Raw genomic sequence first — 16,956 nt, 5'->3', positions numbered from 1 at the left:
GGATGGACGATCCGGCCCTCAGGATGCGCCTCACGGCTACGGCCCTTCTGCTGCTCATGGCGATGCTGTTCCTCGCCGCCCGGCAGCTTGAGGCACGCAGTCCCGACTGGGGTTTCCTGCGCGCCTTTGCCGAAGCCGCGATGGTCGGCGGTCTTGCCGACTGGTTTGCAGTGACCGCGCTGTTCCGCCGCCCCCTCGGGCTGCCGATCCCGCACACCGCGATCATTCCCGATAACAAGGACCGCATCGCCGATTCAATGGCCGCTTTCCTCCGGGCCAACTTCCTCACCCCGCCCGTCGTCGCGCGGCGCCTGCGCGGGTTCAACGCGGCGAGTGCCGCAGGACAGTATCTGGCCAATCCCCGGCCTGGCGAGAGCCGGCTAGGCGCAGGTGCGGCGAGCCTGATTGCCGATGTCCTCGAATCCCTCGATCAGGAAAAGCTCGGCGGCATGGCAAAAGCCGGACTGCGCAGCCGGATCGAGCGGCTCGACCTAGCCCCGCTTCTGGGCAACCTGCTAGCCGCAATGATCGCAGAGGGGCGGCATATGCCGCTGATCGAAAGCCTGATCCGCCGCGCTGCGGAAGCCTTGGAGACCAATGAGGACCTTGTACGCCGGATCATCCACGAGCGGGCGAACACCCTGCTGCGCTGGACCGGACTCGACGAGCGGCTGGCGAACGGCATTCTGGACGGCCTCTACAAGTTGCTCGCCGAGACCGTGGTGATCGAGGATCACCCTTTGCGCCGCAAGATCGAGGAAAGCCTTGAGGCCCTCGCCGAGGCGCTGGTCCATGATCCCGCCATGCACGCGCGGGTAGCGGCGATGAAGCGCGACGTTCTCGCGAATCCTGCCTTCGCGGCCTGGCTCGACGCATTGTGGGAACGCGGCCGTGCCCAGCTGTTGCGCGCCGTGCGCTCTGGTGGAAGTGGCGAGGGTGGCGACCGAATTGGCGTTTCGCTGGCCGAACTTGGCCGAGCGCTTCAGCACGATGTGCGTCTGCAGGTGCTGGTCAACCGGTTCGCCCGCCGTACGCTGGTCGGCATCGCCTCGCGGTATGGCGGCGAAATCGTCCGGCTGGTGTCAGAAACCGTTCGCCGCTGGGATGCGCGCACGGTCACCGACCGGATTGAAGGCGCGGTGGGGCGCGATCTCCAGTTCATCCGCATCAACGGCACCCTGGTCGGCGGTCTTGTCGGCGTCGCTATCCACGCGGTAGACGTGCTGCTGTGACCCAACCTCTGCTCTCGACCGATCGCCTCGACCTGTGGCTGCCTGCGCCGCGCGATCATGCCGGCCTTATGGCAATGCTGGCCGATGACGAGGTACGGCGCCATCTTGGCAGTCGGCCGACCGGCGAAGTCGAGGAGTTCAATCGGCTTTGCCGCAATGCCGGTTCGTGGTCGCTCTATGGCTACGGTATGTTCACCTGCCGCTCGCGAGGGCAGGATGCTGTGCTGGGGATCTGCGGCGTGTTCCATTCGTGGCGCGGCTTTGGCCAAGGGCTCGACAATACGCCCGAGATCGGCTGGATCTTCGCTCGCAGTACATGGGGGCAGGGTATCGCGACCGAGGCCGCGCGCGCCTCACTCGCGTGGTTCAATGCGGTGCATCCCGGTCGGCGCATCGGCTGCATGATCAACGATACCAACCTGCCTTCGCTCGCGGTCGCGGCCAAGCTCGGTTTCGTGCGCTATGGCACGCATGCCGACGATGAGACGACGCTGATCCTGCTCGAGCACCTGCCCTAGCCGCGCCGCTCAGCCGACGAAGGCGCGCTCGATGACATATTCGCCGGGGTGCGAATTGGCGCCCTCGGTGAAGCCGAAGCCTTCCAGCATGCCGGCCACTTCCTTGATCATCGTCATCGAACCGCAGAGCATGACACGGTCGTGGGTGTGGTCGAAGTTCTTCGGATCGCCCAACGCGCCCTGAAACAGCGTCCCGTCGAGCATGAGGCCCTCGATCCGCTTGCTGGTGTGAAAGGGCTCGCGCGTCACTGTCGGGATATAGGTCAGCCGTTCCGCGGCCATCTCGCCCACCAGCGGATCATCGGCCAGCCGGGCCTCGAGCGCGTCGCGATAGGCAAGGTCTGAAACACCGCGGACCGAATGGACCACCGCGATCTGCTCGAAGCGGTCGTAGATATCGGGATCGCGGATCAGCGACATCCAAGGCGCAAGGCCCGTGCCCGTACCCAGGAGAAACAGGCGGCGCCCCGGCAGCAGCGCATCGGCAACGAGTGTACCGGTCGGCTTGCGACCGAGGTAGATGTGATCGCCCGGCTGAATCTTCTGGAGGCGAGAGGTGAGCGGCCCATCCGGAACCTTGATCGAGAGGAACTCCAGCACCTCGTCATAGGCGGGGGACGCCATCGAATAGGCGCGCAGCAGCGGCCGGCCATTGTCGCCCATCAAACCGATCATCACGAACTCGCCCGAACGGAAGCGAAAGCTCGGCGGCCGGGTGATCGTGAAGGAGAACAGGAACTCGTTCCAATGACGCACCGAGACGACCGTCTCGACGGTCAGGCTGGCGGTGGGTTCAAGGGGAAACCGGTCGGGCATGCAGTGGCCCTCCATTGCAAGCAGCGGCGCCGCAGGGGTGGATGACAATCCGTTTTTACACCAAGACTGTCAATTTCAATTCACACTATCCCCGAAAGGGCTGGTGCGAGGCGGAAGGAGATCACCGTCCGGCAGGATCGGACACGAAGGCCGGCGGGACGGTCTCGGTGGCAAAGCGCCACGCTGAAAGATAGGCCAGCTTCACGATCTTGGTCATCTTCGGGTAGTTGATCCTGTCGGCCGTATCACTGGTGTGGTGGTAGTCCGGGTGAAAACCGGTGTTGAACCACATGGCCGGTACGTCCTTGAGTACAAAGGGGAACTGGTCACTGCGGAAGAAAACGTTGAGCGCGTTCTCGCGGTCGAAACGATCGTCAAGGTCGAGCCCGACACTGCGGTTTGCGGCGCGCACCGCGCGGTCGAAGTCCGGGCTGTAGGTTGCACCGATCAGGTTGAGCCTGTTGGTCGTATCCTTGGGGATCTCGAGCAGGCCGGTAGTCTGGTCGCTCGGTTCCTCGTTGCGCCCGATCATGTCGAAATTAATCATCGCGCGCGTGGTTGCCAGAGGGCGCAGCGGGTGCATGGCTAGGTAATAGCTGCCGAGCAGCCCGCGCTCTTCCGCGGCAAAGACGGCGAACAGGATCGAGCGCTTGGGCTTGACCGGGTTCGCCATGAAGGCGCGGGCAAGCGCTACGACGCCCACAGTGCCTGAACCATTGTCGTCAGCGCCGTGCCAGATCTCGGGACCGTTGCTTCCATCATGGTCGTGGTGGGCACTGATGATCACCGTCTCGGCGGCAAGCGTGGGATCCGAGCCCGGCAGCAGACCGACGACATTGGCGGAAAGCCCCCGCAGGCGCTGGGTGTTTTCAAGGTGCAGCGCGACGGTCGTCTCGGGCAGCGCGCGCGATTGCGGCGCCAGATTCTGGTCGATCGCTGCCTGCAGTGCCTGCGGGTTCATGCCCGCCTTGGCCAGCAGCGCGGCGGCGACAGCATCGGAGACAGTGAGCACCGGAATGTGCAGTTCGTCGTCGGGCAGCGCTTGCCCGGGTAGCGGCGGTACTCGCTTGGCGCTGCCGCCGATGCGGTTGACGCGCTCAAGGTTCGAGGGGTGCTTGCGGTTTGGCTCAGCCATGACCAGCAGCGCCACGGCGCCGCGTGCCTGCGCATTGAGCGCCTTGACGCGGTTTGTGGCGTGGCGCGTATTGCCGGTGCCGTTGAAGCGCGAGGTGGGGTCGTTCTCCTGCGGTTCGTGCTCGAACACCAGGACGACCTTGCCGCGCACGTCGAGGTCCTTGTAATCATCATAGCCCACGCCCGGCGCGCTGATGCCAAAGCCGGCGAAAACGAGCGGCGCGGAAAGGTCCACATCGTCGCGGTAGCCGCCGATCAGCTCGGGCGCTTTCCAGCTCTGCTCGGTGTTGCCGAGCCGCAGGGTGAGCGCATTGGCGGCCGGGTTGGAGCGGTATTCGATCAACGGCACACTCTGCAGGAAGCTTGGCGCGCCTTTGGCGTCGGTGGCGGCGGGTTGGAGACCGGCCTTGGCGAATTCGGCGGCGATCCACTGGACCGCGGCATCGTCGCCCGGCTGGAGCGACATGCGGCCAAGCAGTGCATCGGAGGCGATAAAGGTCAGGTCAGCACGCAGGTCCGCCTCGCGGATGCGGTCAAAGCCGGGCATCTGCGCGGCGGGTACGGGCACCGGCTTCGCGCTTTCGGCATGCGCCGCACCTGACCACGCCAATATCCCGAGTGCAGCGCCCCATGCCGCTTTGCGCATTTTCATTCCCCCCACCCGACAGAAAAAACCGCGTAGTGCCGTGCGGACCGGCTTGTCTACTGGCCCTTGGGGGATTCGCGTCGAATCCAGGTCAGGTTGACACAGTTGACACAGTTCTGAGCGAAAACCTCGAGGCCCGGTTTCGCGGCGAAAGACTGGCAGGCGCGTGGGGTTGGCCTGGCCTGTCGCCGATTCACTCCGGATGTCCGCTTGCAGGACAAGTTCGACGTCACTGCCCCGCGTCGATCAGCCCCTGCACCTGCCGGTAGAAGGCCTCGCGTGCCGCACCTTCCGGCCCCTCGTCGGCGCGGGGCCAGTCGGCATTGCTGGCGATCACCAGCCGGCGCTTGGGATCGATGAAGATGCCCTGCCCGAAAATGCCCTGCGCCGCGACCGAGCCGTCGTCATAGGTCCACCACTGATAGCCATAGCCTGTGCCTGGCGCGCCGATATCCTTCTGCTTGCGCGTGGCGGCGGCGAACCAATCCGGCGGCACGATCTGCTGACCGCCCGCGTTCCCGTTCGCCAGCACGAAGAGGCCCATGCGCGCGAAATCGCGCGTCGCGGCCTGAAGGCAGCAACCGGCGATCTCATGGCCGGTCTTGCCGAGCAGCCAGGTCGCCCTGGCCTCCATGCCCGCTGGCTTCCAGATCTTCTCTTCCAGATATTGCGCCATCGGCTTCTTCGTTGCGGAGGAGACGAGCACACCGATCAGATTGGTCTCGCCCGTGTTGTAATGCCAAACCGTGCCCGGCGGATACGCGCGAGGCAGCTTCCTCATGTAGCTCACCGTGGCGTCCATACCCTTTTCGGGTTCGGCATTGTTGAACGACGCGACGTCGGACTTCGGGTCCTCGTAATCCTCGTTCCAGCGTACGCCCGAGCTCATGGTGAGCAGCTGCGCCACACTCACATCATCGTAGGCCGAGCCGCGCAAGTCCGGGATGTATTGGCTGACCTTGTCATCCAGACTGCGGATGTAGCCGTCCTTGATCGCCGCGCCGACAAGCGTCGAGGTGAACGACTTCGCCACCGAGAAACTGGTCCAGCGCCCTGTGGGCCCGAAGCCGAGACCATAGCGTTCGAACCGCACTTTCCCGTCCTGCAAGATCACCAGCCCTGCCGCGCGCTGGCTTTTCATATAGGCCTCGACGCCCGGTATGGTGAGCGGCCGCCCCGCCGGCCGCGGCAGGGGCTTGTCAGATGGCGCAATCTCCCGCGCTTCGGCCAGAACGGGCAAACGGTCCATGGCCCGAAACGCCGCATCGCGCTGCGGGACGGTCCACATCAGGACATCGCGATTGGTCGGAAGGGCCGCCAGCAGCCCGCGCGTTTCAGCATCGAGACTGGCAAACCAGCCAAGGCCCGCGAGCGCCGTCACTGCCACTGCCAACAATCCCACCGTTCGCTTGCGCATTCCGCTGCTCCTTGTGCCTTGGCGGGGAAGGTAGCGACGCAGGCCGTGCTGTCCAGCCGCTCAGGGTGACACAGGGTTACACCGTGTAACCCTCAAGAATGGAACCAAATATCGGATATTCAAACATAATACGCGCAAGGGTGACAGCGGACACCCTCGCCTTGCGCAAATTCCACAAGCACCCACCATGCGAAAGCACCCGGAGTTGCAGCCCATCCGGCTTATGACAGATCAAGGGCGTGTAGGAAAATCATCGCCTCCGGCGGGCAACTTCGGATGCTTCTGCGCGGGTTCGGGGTAGCACGGAGCCTCTATGTAAACCCAAAGCCCCAAGGAGCGCGAGGGCGATGGCCCTCGCATCTTATCTCCTTCTGATTCCCACAACTCAGCACGCAGGCACAGAAAAAGGGCCGGAAGGTTTCCCCTCCGGCCCCGATTCCTGTCGGCTTGGTAGGCGTCGGACTTAGAAGTCCATGCCGCCCATGCCGCCCATGCCGCCGCCGGGCATGCCGCCCATGGCGGGCTTGTCGTCGGGCTTTTCGCTGATCGCGGCTTCGGTCGTGATCAGGAGGCCGGCAACCGAGGCTGCGTCCTGGAGGGCGGTGCGCACGACCTTGGTGGGGTCGATGACGCCGGCGGCCTTCAGGTTCTCGTAGGTGTCGGTCGCGGCGTTGAAGCCCTGGGTCTCGTCACCTTCGCGCAGGAGGTTGCCCGAAACGACCGCGCCATCGTGGCCGGCGTTCGAGGCGATCTGGCGAACCGGGGCCATGATGGCCTTGCGGACGATGTCGATGCCCTTGGTCTGGTCGTCGTTCGCGCCCTTGAGGCCGGCAAGGGCCTTGGTTGCGTAGAGGAGGGCCGTGCCGCCGCCGGGGACGATGCCTTCTTCAACCGCCGCGCGGGTCGCGTGGAGGGCGTCGTCGACGCGGTCCTTGCGCTCCTTGACTTCGACTTCCGACGCGCCACCGACCTTGATCACGGCCACACCGCCGGCGAGCTTGGCGAGGCGCTCCTGGAGCTTCTCGCGGTCATAGTCGCTGGTGGTGACTTCGATCTGCGCGCGGATCTGTTCGACGCGTGCCTTGATGTCTTCGGCAGCGCCGGCGCCATCGACGATCGTGGTGTTGTCCTTGTCGATCGTGACCTTCTTGGCCTGGCCGAGCATCGGGAGCGTGACGCTCTCGAGTTTGATGCCGAGGTCTTCGGAGATCATTTCACCGGCGGTCAGCGTGGCGATATCGCCCAGCATGGCCTTGCGGCGATCGCCGAAGCCCGGAGCCTTGACGGCCGCGACCTTGAGGCCGCCGCGCAGCTTGTTGACGACGAGGGTGGCGAGCGCTTCGCCTTCGATGTCCTCGGCGATGATGAGGAGCGGACGACCCGTCTGCACCACGGCCTCGAGCACCGGAAGCATCGCCTGAAGCGACGAGAGCTTCTTCTCGTGGATGAGGATGTAGGGGCTGTCGAGCTCGACTGTCATCTTGTCGGGATTGGTGATGAAGTAAGGCGAGAGGTAGCCGCGGTCGAACTGCATGCCTTCGACGACATCGAGTTCGAATTCGAGGCCCTTGGCCTCTTCCACGGTGATCACGCCTTCCTTGCCGACCTTGTCCATGGCTTCGGCGATCTTGTTGCCGACTTCGGCGTCGCCATTGGCCGAGATGATGCCGACCTGCGCGATTTCCGCCGTCCCGGCGACCGGGGTCGAGCGGGCAGCGAGATCGGCGACAACCTTGGTCACGGCCAGATCGATGCCGCGCTTGAGGTCCATCGGGTTCATGCCGGCGGCCACGCAGGTCATGCCTTCGCGCACGATGGCCTGCGCCAGCACGGTGGCGGTGGTTGTGCCGTCACCGGCCTGGTCGTTGGTCTTCGAGGCGACTTCGCGCAGCATCTGCGCGCCCATGTTCTCGAACTTGTCCTTGAGCTCGATTTCCTTGGCGACGGTGACGCCGTCCTTGGTGATGCGGGGAGCGCCGAAGCTCTTGTCGATCACGACGTTGCGGCCCTTGGGGCCCAGCGTGACCTTGACGGCGTCAGCGAGGATGTCGACACCGCGCAGAATGCGTTCGCGCGCGTCGCGGCCGAACTTTACGTCCTTGGCAGCCATGATGATTTCCTTGTGTTTGAAAGAGTTGGTTCAGAAGGCCGGGTGATCAGCCGATCACGCCGAGGATGTCCGATTCCTTCATGATCAGCAGGTCTTCGCCGCCGACCTTGACTTCGGTGCCCGACCACTTGCCGAACAGGACGCGGTCACCGACCTTGACGTCGAGCGGGGTGATCGTGCCGTTTTCGGCGCGGGCGCCCGAACCGATGGCGACGATTTCGCCTTCAGCGGGCTTTTCCTTGGCGCTGTCGGGGATGATGATGCCGCCGGCGGTCTTTTCCTCGGCTTCGACGCGGCGCACGAGCACGCGGTCGTGCAGCGGACGGAAAGTCATGGGTTTCTCCCTAATCCTATGAACAGAATATCGCTTGGCACTCTCAGGTGGAGAGTGCCAGCAGGGCGCATATGGGTGGGCAGCGGGGGCAGGTCAACCACCCGCGCCAAGAAAAATCAGGGGGGGAGAAGTCCCAGGCGGGCCCGCCCGTGCCAGCGCCAGAGGAGGAGGGCGGCGACCACGATGAGCCCGACGGCCAGGCCGATCCATACGCCGAGCCCCTGCAGCGGGGTGGCAATGCCGAGATAAAGCGCGGTCCCGATGCCGGGTATCCAGTAGCCGAACAGCGCGATGCCCATGGGAACGCGGGTGTCCTGCAGCCCGCGCAGCAACGCCGCGCCGACTGCCTGCGCGCCGTCGAAGATCTGGAACGCGGCGGCTACGACCATGTACTGTGTGGCAAGCGACACGAGGCGCGCGTTGGCGGGGTCTGCCGGGTCGACATAGGCGGCGAGGATGAGGTTGGGGAAGAACAGCATCAGCGCTGCCATTGCGGCCATGAAGCCGACGCACAGGACCACGGCGACTTGCCCCGAGCGGGTGATCGCGGCGTTGTCGCGCGCGCCGTAGGCGAGGCCGACGCGGATGGTGGCGGCTTGGGACACACCGAAGGGGACCTGGAAGGTGAAGGCGGCAAACTGCAGCGCGACGGTGTGCGCGGCCAGCTCGACCTCGCCGATCCGGCCCATGAGGAAGGCCGCGCCATTGAACATGCCGGCTTCGGCAATGATCGTCGCGGTGATGGGCAGGCCGATGCGCAGCACGTCTACGAAGCGCGTCCAATCGGGCCGCCACCAGCGCCCGGCGAAGCGGTAGCGTCTGAGGCGACGGTCGGTGCGGATGACGAGGCAGTAGGCCCCAAGCATGAACACGCTGGTGACCACGCTCGACAGCGCCGAGCCGGTGAGGCCGAGGGCCGGGGCGCCGAATTTGCCGAAGACGAAGGTGTAATTGCCCAGCGCGTTGACGCCGACCGCAAGGCCATTGATCGCCGTGCCGATATAGGGCCGGCCCAGCGTCGAGACGACGGTACGCAGCAGCGAGGCGAGCACGGCGGGAATGGACGCCCACATCAGCACATTGAGGAACGGCACCGCCAGTGCGATGACCTGCTCGCTCTGCCCCGTCGCGCGCATCATCGGGCCGCCCAGCAGACAGACGCCCATCGCGCCCACGCCCGCGATCACGCCCGCCCAGCCGGTCATCCGCACGGTGCGGCGCACCTCGCGCACGGCATGGCGGCGCGCGCCGATTTCGGCGGCGATCAGCGGAGAGGCCGCGCCGACAAGCCCCGAAAGGCTCCAGATGAGCAGGCCGAAGATCGAGACCGCCAACGCGGACGCAGCGAGCGCAGCCGGGCCGAGCCGCGCGACGAAAATGACGTCGACCGCGAATACCGCCATCTGCAGCAGGCTCGCGCCCACCAGCGGCGCGGCGAGGCGCAGCATGGCGCGCCATTCGTCGATCCAGCGGGTGGGAGGGCTTTCGAACATGGTCGGGCCATAGGCGTGGTGACGCGCAAAGAACAAGTGTTGTCGGTTGGCAGGTGCCCCCTTACGCTCAGGCCCTGATCGGGTAGAGGGGCAGCAATGACAGCATCGGCAGTTCAGGAGCGCGCTGGTGATGGCGTGGTTGTGGTGCTGGTGGCGCTGCTGGGCCTTGCGGTGCTCCTGAACTTCGTTGATCGCGGCGCCATCGGCGTTGCCGCGCCGCTGATGAAGACCGACCTCCACCTCTCCGGCACGCAGTTCGGTATTGCGGTGTCGGCGTTCTTCTGGACTTATGGCCCGGCACAGCCTTTCGTCGGCTGGTTGGCGGACCGGATATCGGTCTACCGCCTCTTCGCCGCGGGCGTCGCGGTATGGGCGCTCAGCACCTTGCTGACCGGCCTTGCCGGTGGCCTCGCCGGCCTCATTGTGCTGCGCATGATGCTGGGCCTGGGCGAGAGCTGCGGGTTTTCGGGAAGCTCCAAGATGATCGCCCGCCATGTTCCGCCCGAGCGGCGCGGCCTTGCCAATGCCGTCCTGGCGGCGGGCATCGCACTGGGCCCGGCGGTCGGCACGCTGGCCGGCGGTGCGATTCTCGGTGGTTGGGGTTGGCGGGCGGTCTTCATCGTGTTCGGTGCATGCACGCTGCTGTGGCTCGTACCGTGGTTCGCGGCGGTGCGCGCGCTGCCCCGCAGCAGCGCTCCGGAGCAGGCCGGTTCGCCGGTGCCCTATCGCTTGCTGCTTTCGCAGAAGGCGCTCTGGCTGATGGGGCTTTGCAACGCGACGGCGAACTTCTGCGCTTTCTTTGTCATCGTTTGGCTGCCGCTCTATCTCACCACCAGCCGTGGCTTTTCGATCTCGACAATGGCCGCCTTCGCCACCGCGACCTACGTGGTTCAGGCCCTCTCGTCGCTGGGCTGCGGCCAGCTTTCGGATTACGTCATCCGGCGCGGGCACGAAGAGGGCACGGTGCGTCGCCGGTTCGCGATCCTCGGGCAGATCGGCATGGCCATCGGCGTGCTGGGCATCGCCTTTGCGGCTTCCCCTGTCGCGGTGCTGGGCTGGCTCTTGCTGACAGGTACCGCGATGGGCATTGGCCCCACCATGGTCTTTGCGCTGGGGCAGATATATGCCGGGCCGCGGCTGGCCGGAAGCTGGATCGGCTGGCAGACCGGCATAGCCAGCATTTCAGGCATTGTCGGGCCGATCGTGACCGGTGCCATCGTCGATGCGACCGGCTCCTATGTCGGCGCGTTCGTGTTCGTGGCCGGGGTGAGTGCGGCAGGCGCGCTGCTGTTCCAGTTCGCGCTGCCTCCGGTGCGTCAGATCGACTGGGCCTGAGGAACCAAACAAAAAGGGCAGGCCTTGCGGCCTGCCCCTTCCGTACCGCGGGCGCTTCAAGACACCCGCGAAACTGCAAGATCTTACTTGATCTCGACGGTGCCGCCGGCGGCTTCGACCTTGGCCTTGATGTCTTCGGCTTCGGCCTTGGTGACACCTTCCTTGATCGCCTTCGGGGCGGCTTCGACGAGCGCCTTGGCTTCGGTCAGGCCGAGCGCGGTGATGGCGCGCACTTCCTTGATGACCTGGATCTTCTTGCCGCCGTCGCCGGTCAGGATGACGTCGAATTCGGTCTTCTCTTCGACCGCGGCAGCAGCTTCGCCGCCACCGGCGGGCGCAGCAACGGCCACAGCAGCAGCGGCGCTCACGCCCCATGCTTCTTCGAGGGCCTTGGCGAGGTCAGCGGCTTCGAGAACGGTCAGCTTCGAAAGTTCGGCAACGAGATTGGCGATATCGGCCATGATGATAACTCCTCAATGTGGTTTGCCCGGATGGGCGAATGATCAGAAAAACAGTCCGAAGATTGCCGCCGCTTATGCGGCGTCCTTCTCGGCGTAGGCGGCAAAGACGCGGGCCAGCTTGGCCGCCGGAGCGGTCGTGAGCTGGGCGATCTTGGTCGCCGGGGCCTGGACAAGGCCGATGAGCTTGGCGCGCATCTCGTCGAGCGAGGGCATCGTGGCGAGTGCCTTGATCCCGTCGGCGTTGAGAACGACCGTGCCCATTGCACCACCGACAATTTCAAGCTTGTCGTTGGTCTTGGCGAAATCGACCACGACCTTGGCGGCCGCGACCGGATCCGCCGAGGCGGCAATGCCGGTGGGGCCGGTGAAGAGGTCGATCACGCCCTCATACGCGGTGCCCTTGGCGGCAATCTTGGCCAGAGAGTTCTTCGCAACCTTGAACGAAGCGCCCGCCTCGCGGACCTTGATGCGCAGGGCGGTGGACTGAGCCACCGTCATGCCGAGGTTGCGGGTGATGACCACCGCGCCGGCCTCGTTGAACACCTCGGTCAGGAAGGCGACCGATTCGGCTTTCTGCGAACGATCCATGCCATACTCCTTCACATGTGGCCGAAGGGGGCATGCCCCCGACGACCGGCTACGTTTGTCCATGGCGCAGGTGCACCACGGGCGAGTCCGTACAATGGGGAAGGAGAACGCGCCGATCAGCGCGTCGGGCCATGGTGTTCCACATGAGTGCGGACCATCAGGCCAAGGGCGCCGGAGCGCCCGAAATCTCTTTTCCCCGTCTAGGCTGGAAATTAAGCAGGAAGCCTGCTCCAGCTGTCTCGGACGGATGACCTTTGGGGCCGAAGCCCGTCTGGTCGGCCGGCGCATTGGCGCAAGTGCGGTAAAGAGTCAAGCAAAGCGGGGCGCGAGGCGGTACCGAAGGGTGGCGCTGGTTGACAAGCCACCCCTCTGCGCCTAACTCGCCGCTCTTGCCCACTGCTTCGAGCAAGGCCAGCCCATACGCGGGGGATGGCTCAGGAAGGAAGCGGTTTCGGGTTTCGTCTGACGCGATGATGCCAATTGCCACCGGGAATCCAGCTGGAATCCCTGGGTGGCGTTCGGCGTTTTGCGCCTTCAGGCACCACACGCCGCGTGTGGTTTTCGCCGGGTTTCCTGCCCGGCATGAGTTACAGACAAGAGGCTGACCTTTCATGGCTACCAAGGCAACTCCCTCGGGCAAGCCGGCACGCGCCGGTCTGAAGAAGCGCATCCGCAAGATTTTCGGCGACATCCACGAAGTGGTGCAGATGCCGAACCTGATCGAGGTGCAGCGCGAATCATATGAGCAGTTCCTCCGCTCCGATCCCGCCACCGGCTATGTCTCGGGCCTCGAAAAGACGCTGCGCTCGGTCTTCCCGATCCAGGATTTCGCCGGCACCGCCAGCCTCGATATCAAGGAGCGCGACGGCTATGTGCTCGAGGCGCCGAAGTACGACGTCAACGAGTGCCGACAGCGCGGGATCACCTACGCTGCGCCGATGAAGGTCACGCTCAAGCTCGCGACCTTCGAGGTCGACAGCGAGACCGAGACCAAAAGCCTCATCGATATCAAGGAGCAGGACGTCTACATGGGCGACATCCCGCTCATGACCGACAACGGCACCTTCATCATCAACGGGACCGAGCGCGTCATCGTCAGCCAGATGCACCGTTCGCCGGGCGTCCTGTTCGACCATGACCGCGGCAAGACGCACTCCTCGGGCAAGTACTTGTTTGCCGCGCGCGTCATTCCCTATCGCGGCTCGTGGCTCGATTTCGAGTTCGACGCCAAGGACATCGTCAACGTCCGCATCGACCGCAAGCGCAAGCTGCCGGTCACGGCGCTGCTTTATGCGCTCGGCCTTAATGGCGAGCAGATCCTCGACTTCTTCTACGACAAGGTCGTGTGGGCGCGTGCCGAGGGCGGCTGGAAGGTGCCCTTCGTGCTCGACCAGTGGCGCGGTGCGAAGCCTGCGTTCGACATCGTCGATGCTGCTTCGGGTGAAGTCGTGTTCCCCGCCGGTACCAAGATCAGCCCGCGTGCTGCCAACAAGGCGGCCAAGGACGGCCTGCAGAACCTGCTGATCCCGACCGACGAGATCTTCGGCCGCTATGCAGCCAAGGATCTCATCGACGAGAGCACGGGCCGCATCTGGATCGAGGCGGGCGACGAAGTCAGCCCCGAGAACCTCGAAGTGCTCGACAAGGCCGGGGTGGACGTGCTCGAGCTGCTCGACATCGACCACATGAACACGGGTCCCTGGATCCGCAACACGATGAAAGCCGACAAGGCCGAGGACCGCGACCAGGCGCTTTCGGACATCTACCGCGTCATGCGTCCCGGCGAGCCGCCGACGCGCGAAACCGCCGAGGCTCTGTTCGACGGCCTGTTCTTCGATCCGGACCGCTACGACCTTTCGGCAGTGGGACGCGTGAAGCTCAACATGCGCCTCAGCCTCGATTGCCCTGATACCATCACCACGCTGCGCACCGAGGATATCCTCGCCGTGGTCAAGGAACTGGTGAACCTCAAGGACGGCAAGGGCGAAGTCGACGACATCGACAACCTCGGCAACCGCCGCGTGCGTTCGGTGGGCGAGCTGCTTGAGAACCAGTACCGCGTCGGCCTGCTGCGCATGGAACGCGCGGTGAAGGAGCGCATGAGCTCGGTCGACGTCTCGACCGTGATGCCGAACGACCTGATCAACGCGAAGCCCGCCGTGGCCGCGGTGCGCGAGTTCTTCGGTTCCTCGCAGCTCTCGCAGTTCATGGACCAGACCAACCCGCTCTCCGAAGTGACGCACAAGCGCCGCGTTTCGGCGCTCGGGCCGGGTGGTCTGACTCGCGAGCGCGCCGGTTTCGAAGTGCGCGACGTGCACCCGACGCACTATGGCCGCATCTGCCCGATTGAAACGCCGGAAGGCCCGAACATCGGTCTGATCAACTCGCTGAGCACGTTCGCGCGCGTCAACAAGTACGGCTTCATTGAAACGCCGTACCGCAAGGTGATCGACCAGAAGGTGACCGGCGACGTCGTCTACCTTTCGGCAATGGAAGAGCAGAAGCACACCGTGGCGCAGGCCTCGGCCGAACTGACCGGCGACGGTTCGTTCGCGGAAGAGCTCGTTTCGGCCCGCCAGAACGGCGAATTCGTGATGAGCCCGCGTGAAAACGTGACGCTGATGGACGTCAGCCCCAAGCAGCTGGTTTCGGTCGCCGCCTCGCTCATTCCGTTCCTGGAAAACGACGACGCCAACCGCGCGCTGATGGGCTCGAACATGCAGCGCCAGGCGGTGCCGCTGGTCAAGGCTGACGCGCCTTTCGTGGGCACCGGCATGGAAGAGACCGTCGCGCGCGATTCGGGCGCGGCGATCGGCGCGCTGCGTTCGGGCGTGGTCGATCAGGTCGACGCGACCCGCATCGTGATCCGCGCTTCGGGTGATATCGAGCCGGGCCGTTCGGGCGTGGACATCTACACGCTGCAGAAGTTCCAGCGTTCGAACCAGAACACCTGCATCAACCAGCGTCCGCTGGTGAAGGTGGGCGATCTGGTCGAGAAGGGCGACATTCTCGCCGACGGTCCCTCGACCGATCTCGGCGAGCTGGCGCTCGGTCGCAACACCCTCGTCGCGTTCATGCCGTGGAACGGCTACAACTACGAGGACTCGATCCTGATCTCCGAACGCATCGTGAAGGACGACGTGTTCACCTCGATCCACATCGAGGAATTCGAGGTCATGGCCCGCGACACCAAGCTCGGGCCCGAGGATATCACGCGCGACATCCCGAACGTCGGCGAGGAAGCGCTGCGCAACCTCGACGAGGCAGGCATTGTCTACATCGGCGCTGAAGTGCACCCTGGTGACATTCTCGTCGGCAAGATCACGCCGAAGGGCGAAAGCCCGATGACGCCGGAAGAAAAGCTGCTGCGCGCGATCTTCGGCGAAAAGGCCAGCGACGTGCGCGACACCTCGCTGCGTCTGCCGCCGGGCGTTTCGGGCACGATCGTCGAAGTGCGCGTGTTCAACCGCCACGGTATCGAGATCGACGACCGTACCCGGGCGATCCAGAACGAGGAAATCGAACGCCTCGCCAAGGACCGTGAAGACGAGCGCGGCATTCTGAACCGTGCGACCTTCAACCGCCTGCGCGACATGCTGCTCGGCCAGACCGCCAGCGCCGCGCCGAAGGGCATCAAGAAGGGCACCGAAATCGACGAGCAGGTGCTCGCCGATGTCGAGCGCCACGAATGGTGGAAGTTTGCGGTCGCCGACGATGCGCGCCAGGCGCAGCTCGAGGCGGTGAAGGCGCAGTACGACGAGACCGTCAAGGCGATCCAGGAGAAGTTCGAGGATCGCAAGGAGAAGCTGGAGCGCGGCGACGAGCTGGCTCCGGGCGTGCTCAAGATGGTCAAGGTCTTCGTGGCGGTGAAGCGCAAGCTGCAGCCGGGCGACAAGATGGCCGGCCGTCACGGCAACAAGGGCGTCATCAGCCGCATCCTGCCGATCGAGGACATGCCGTTCCTCGCCGACGGGACGCACGTTGATATCGTGCTCAACCCGCTGGGCGTGCCGAGCCGCATGAACGTCGGGCAGATCTTCGAGACGCACCTCGGCTGGGCCGCACGCGGCCTCGGCCAGCAGATCAAGCACGAGCTGGAGGAATGGCGCCACGCCAATCCGAACCCGGAAGCGGGTGCCCCGCCGACCGCGCTGATCGAGAAGCTGAACGATATCTATGGCGAGAACTATCACGCCGATATCAACAGCCGCTCGACCGACGAGATCCTTGAACTGGCGGGCAACCTGACCGCTGGCGTGCCGATGGGCACTCCGGTGTTCGACGGTGCGCGCGAGGCGGACGTCTCGGCGATGCTGACCAAGGCCGGGCTCGATACCTCGGGCCAGTCCACGCTCTACGACGGGCGCACGGGTGAGGCGTTCGACCGCAAGGTGACCGTGGGCATCATCTACATGCTGAAGCTGCACCACCTCGTGGACGACAAGATCCACGCGCGTTCGATCGGGCCCTACAGCCTCGTCACCCAGCAGCCACTGGGCGGCAAGGCGCAGTTCGGCGGCCAGCGCTTCGGCGAAATGGAGGTCTGGGCGCTGCAGGCTTACGGTGCGGCCTATACCTTGCAGGAAATGCTCACGGTGAAGTCCGACGACGTGGTCGGCCGCACCAAGGTCTACGAAGCGATCGTCAAGGGTGACGATACCTTCGAGGCCGGTATCCCTGAGAGCTTCAACGTGCTCGTCAAGGAAATGCGCTCGCTCGGTCTCAACGTCGAACTTTCGTCGCTCGATGTCGACGAAGACGGCGTGGCGATCGCGGCGGAGTAACGCCTCGCTTCTCCCCTCCCGCTTGCGGGAGGGGTCGGGGGCGGGCCTTCGCGGCGCCGCCCAGCTAACCCACCCCTAACCCTGACCG

General features: G+C 64.9%; 12 protein-coding genes. 4 read left to right on the top strand and 8 right to left on the bottom strand.

The window, feature by feature from the left end:
* Nucleotides 1-23 precede the first annotated feature (23 nt).
* Nucleotides 24-1,232, top strand: coding sequence for a DUF445 domain-containing protein (locus WCL10_RS01015; RefSeq protein WP_336893979.1), 1,209 nt, complete (start codon nt 24-26; stop codon nt 1,230-1,232).
* On the top strand, nt 1,229-1,750 hold the full coding sequence (locus tag WCL10_RS01010; RefSeq protein ID WP_336893747.1) for a GNAT family N-acetyltransferase: 522 nt from the start codon (nt 1,229-1,231) through the stop codon (nt 1,748-1,750). The genes WCL10_RS01015 and WCL10_RS01010 overlap by 4 nt, the downstream gene beginning before the upstream one ends.
* A 9-nt stretch (nt 1,751-1,759) precedes the next feature.
* Here WCL10_RS01010 and WCL10_RS01005 read toward each other — a convergent pair whose 3' ends face one another.
* The 6 genes from WCL10_RS01005 to WCL10_RS00980 form a co-directional block, all read right to left on the bottom strand.
* Nucleotides 1,760-2,566 (bottom strand): ferredoxin--NADP reductase, encoded by an 807-nt coding sequence (locus WCL10_RS01005; protein WP_336893746.1) that lies wholly within the window; start codon nt 2,564-2,566, stop codon nt 1,760-1,762.
* A 121-nt stretch (nt 2,567-2,687) separates the two neighbouring features.
* The gene (locus WCL10_RS01000) at nt 2,688-4,352 is read right to left on the bottom strand and encodes a M28 family peptidase (RefSeq protein ID WP_336893745.1); all 1,665 of its coding nucleotides are present in this window, start codon (nt 4,350-4,352) and stop codon (nt 2,688-2,690) included.
* 223 nt (nt 4,353-4,575) lie between these two features.
* A complete protein-coding gene (locus tag WCL10_RS00995) occupies nt 4,576-5,763 on the bottom strand; it encodes a serine hydrolase (RefSeq protein ID WP_336893744.1) in 1,188 nt (395 codons plus the stop codon).
* Nucleotides 5,764-6,226: 463 nt separating this feature from the next.
* The gene (gene groL, locus WCL10_RS00990) at nt 6,227-7,873 is read right to left on the bottom strand and encodes a chaperonin GroEL (RefSeq protein ID WP_336893743.1); all 1,647 of its coding nucleotides are present in this window, start codon (nt 7,871-7,873) and stop codon (nt 6,227-6,229) included.
* A gap of 46 nt (nt 7,874-7,919) precedes the next feature.
* On the bottom strand, nt 7,920-8,207 hold the full coding sequence (groES, locus tag WCL10_RS00985) for a co-chaperone GroES (protein ID WP_292942532.1): 288 nt from the start codon (nt 8,205-8,207) through the stop codon (nt 7,920-7,922).
* 116 nt (nt 8,208-8,323) lie between these two features.
* Nucleotides 8,324-9,700 (bottom strand): MATE family efflux transporter, encoded by a 1,377-nt coding sequence (locus tag WCL10_RS00980; protein WP_336893742.1) that lies wholly within the window; start codon nt 9,698-9,700, stop codon nt 8,324-8,326.
* 96 nt (nt 9,701-9,796) lie between these two features.
* On the opposite strand from WCL10_RS00980, the gene WCL10_RS00975 reads away from it, so the two are divergent.
* Complete coding sequence (locus tag WCL10_RS00975; protein ID WP_336893741.1) at nt 9,797-11,035, top strand: MFS transporter; 1,239 nt, start codon at nt 9,797-9,799, stop codon at nt 11,033-11,035.
* A gap of 83 nt (nt 11,036-11,118) precedes the next feature.
* Here WCL10_RS00975 and rplL read toward each other — a convergent pair whose 3' ends face one another.
* Both rplL and rplJ read right to left on the bottom strand, forming a co-directional pair.
* Entirely contained in the window at nt 11,119-11,496 is a 378-nt protein-coding gene (rplL, locus tag WCL10_RS00970; protein WP_336893740.1) for a 50S ribosomal protein L7/L12, read from the bottom strand.
* Between the two features lie 72 nt (nt 11,497-11,568).
* Nucleotides 11,569-12,084 carry a 50S ribosomal protein L10 gene (gene rplJ / locus WCL10_RS00965; protein WP_336893739.1) on the bottom strand — a complete coding sequence of 172 codons (516 nt, stop codon included), beginning with the start codon at nt 12,082-12,084 and terminating at the stop codon, nt 11,569-11,571.
* Between the two features lie 611 nt (nt 12,085-12,695).
* Between rplJ and rpoB the strand changes: the two genes are divergently transcribed.
* Entirely contained in the window at nt 12,696-16,868 is a 4,173-nt protein-coding gene (rpoB, locus tag WCL10_RS00960) for a DNA-directed RNA polymerase subunit beta (RefSeq protein WP_336893738.1), read from the top strand.
* The last annotated feature ends 88 nt before the right edge of the window (nt 16,869-16,956 follow it).

It is taken from the genome of Novosphingobium sp. (assembly GCF_037133355.1).
Classification (GTDB): domain Bacteria; phylum Pseudomonadota; class Alphaproteobacteria; order Sphingomonadales; family Sphingomonadaceae; genus Novosphingobium.
This window is presented reverse-complemented; position numbering and strand designations above follow the sequence as displayed.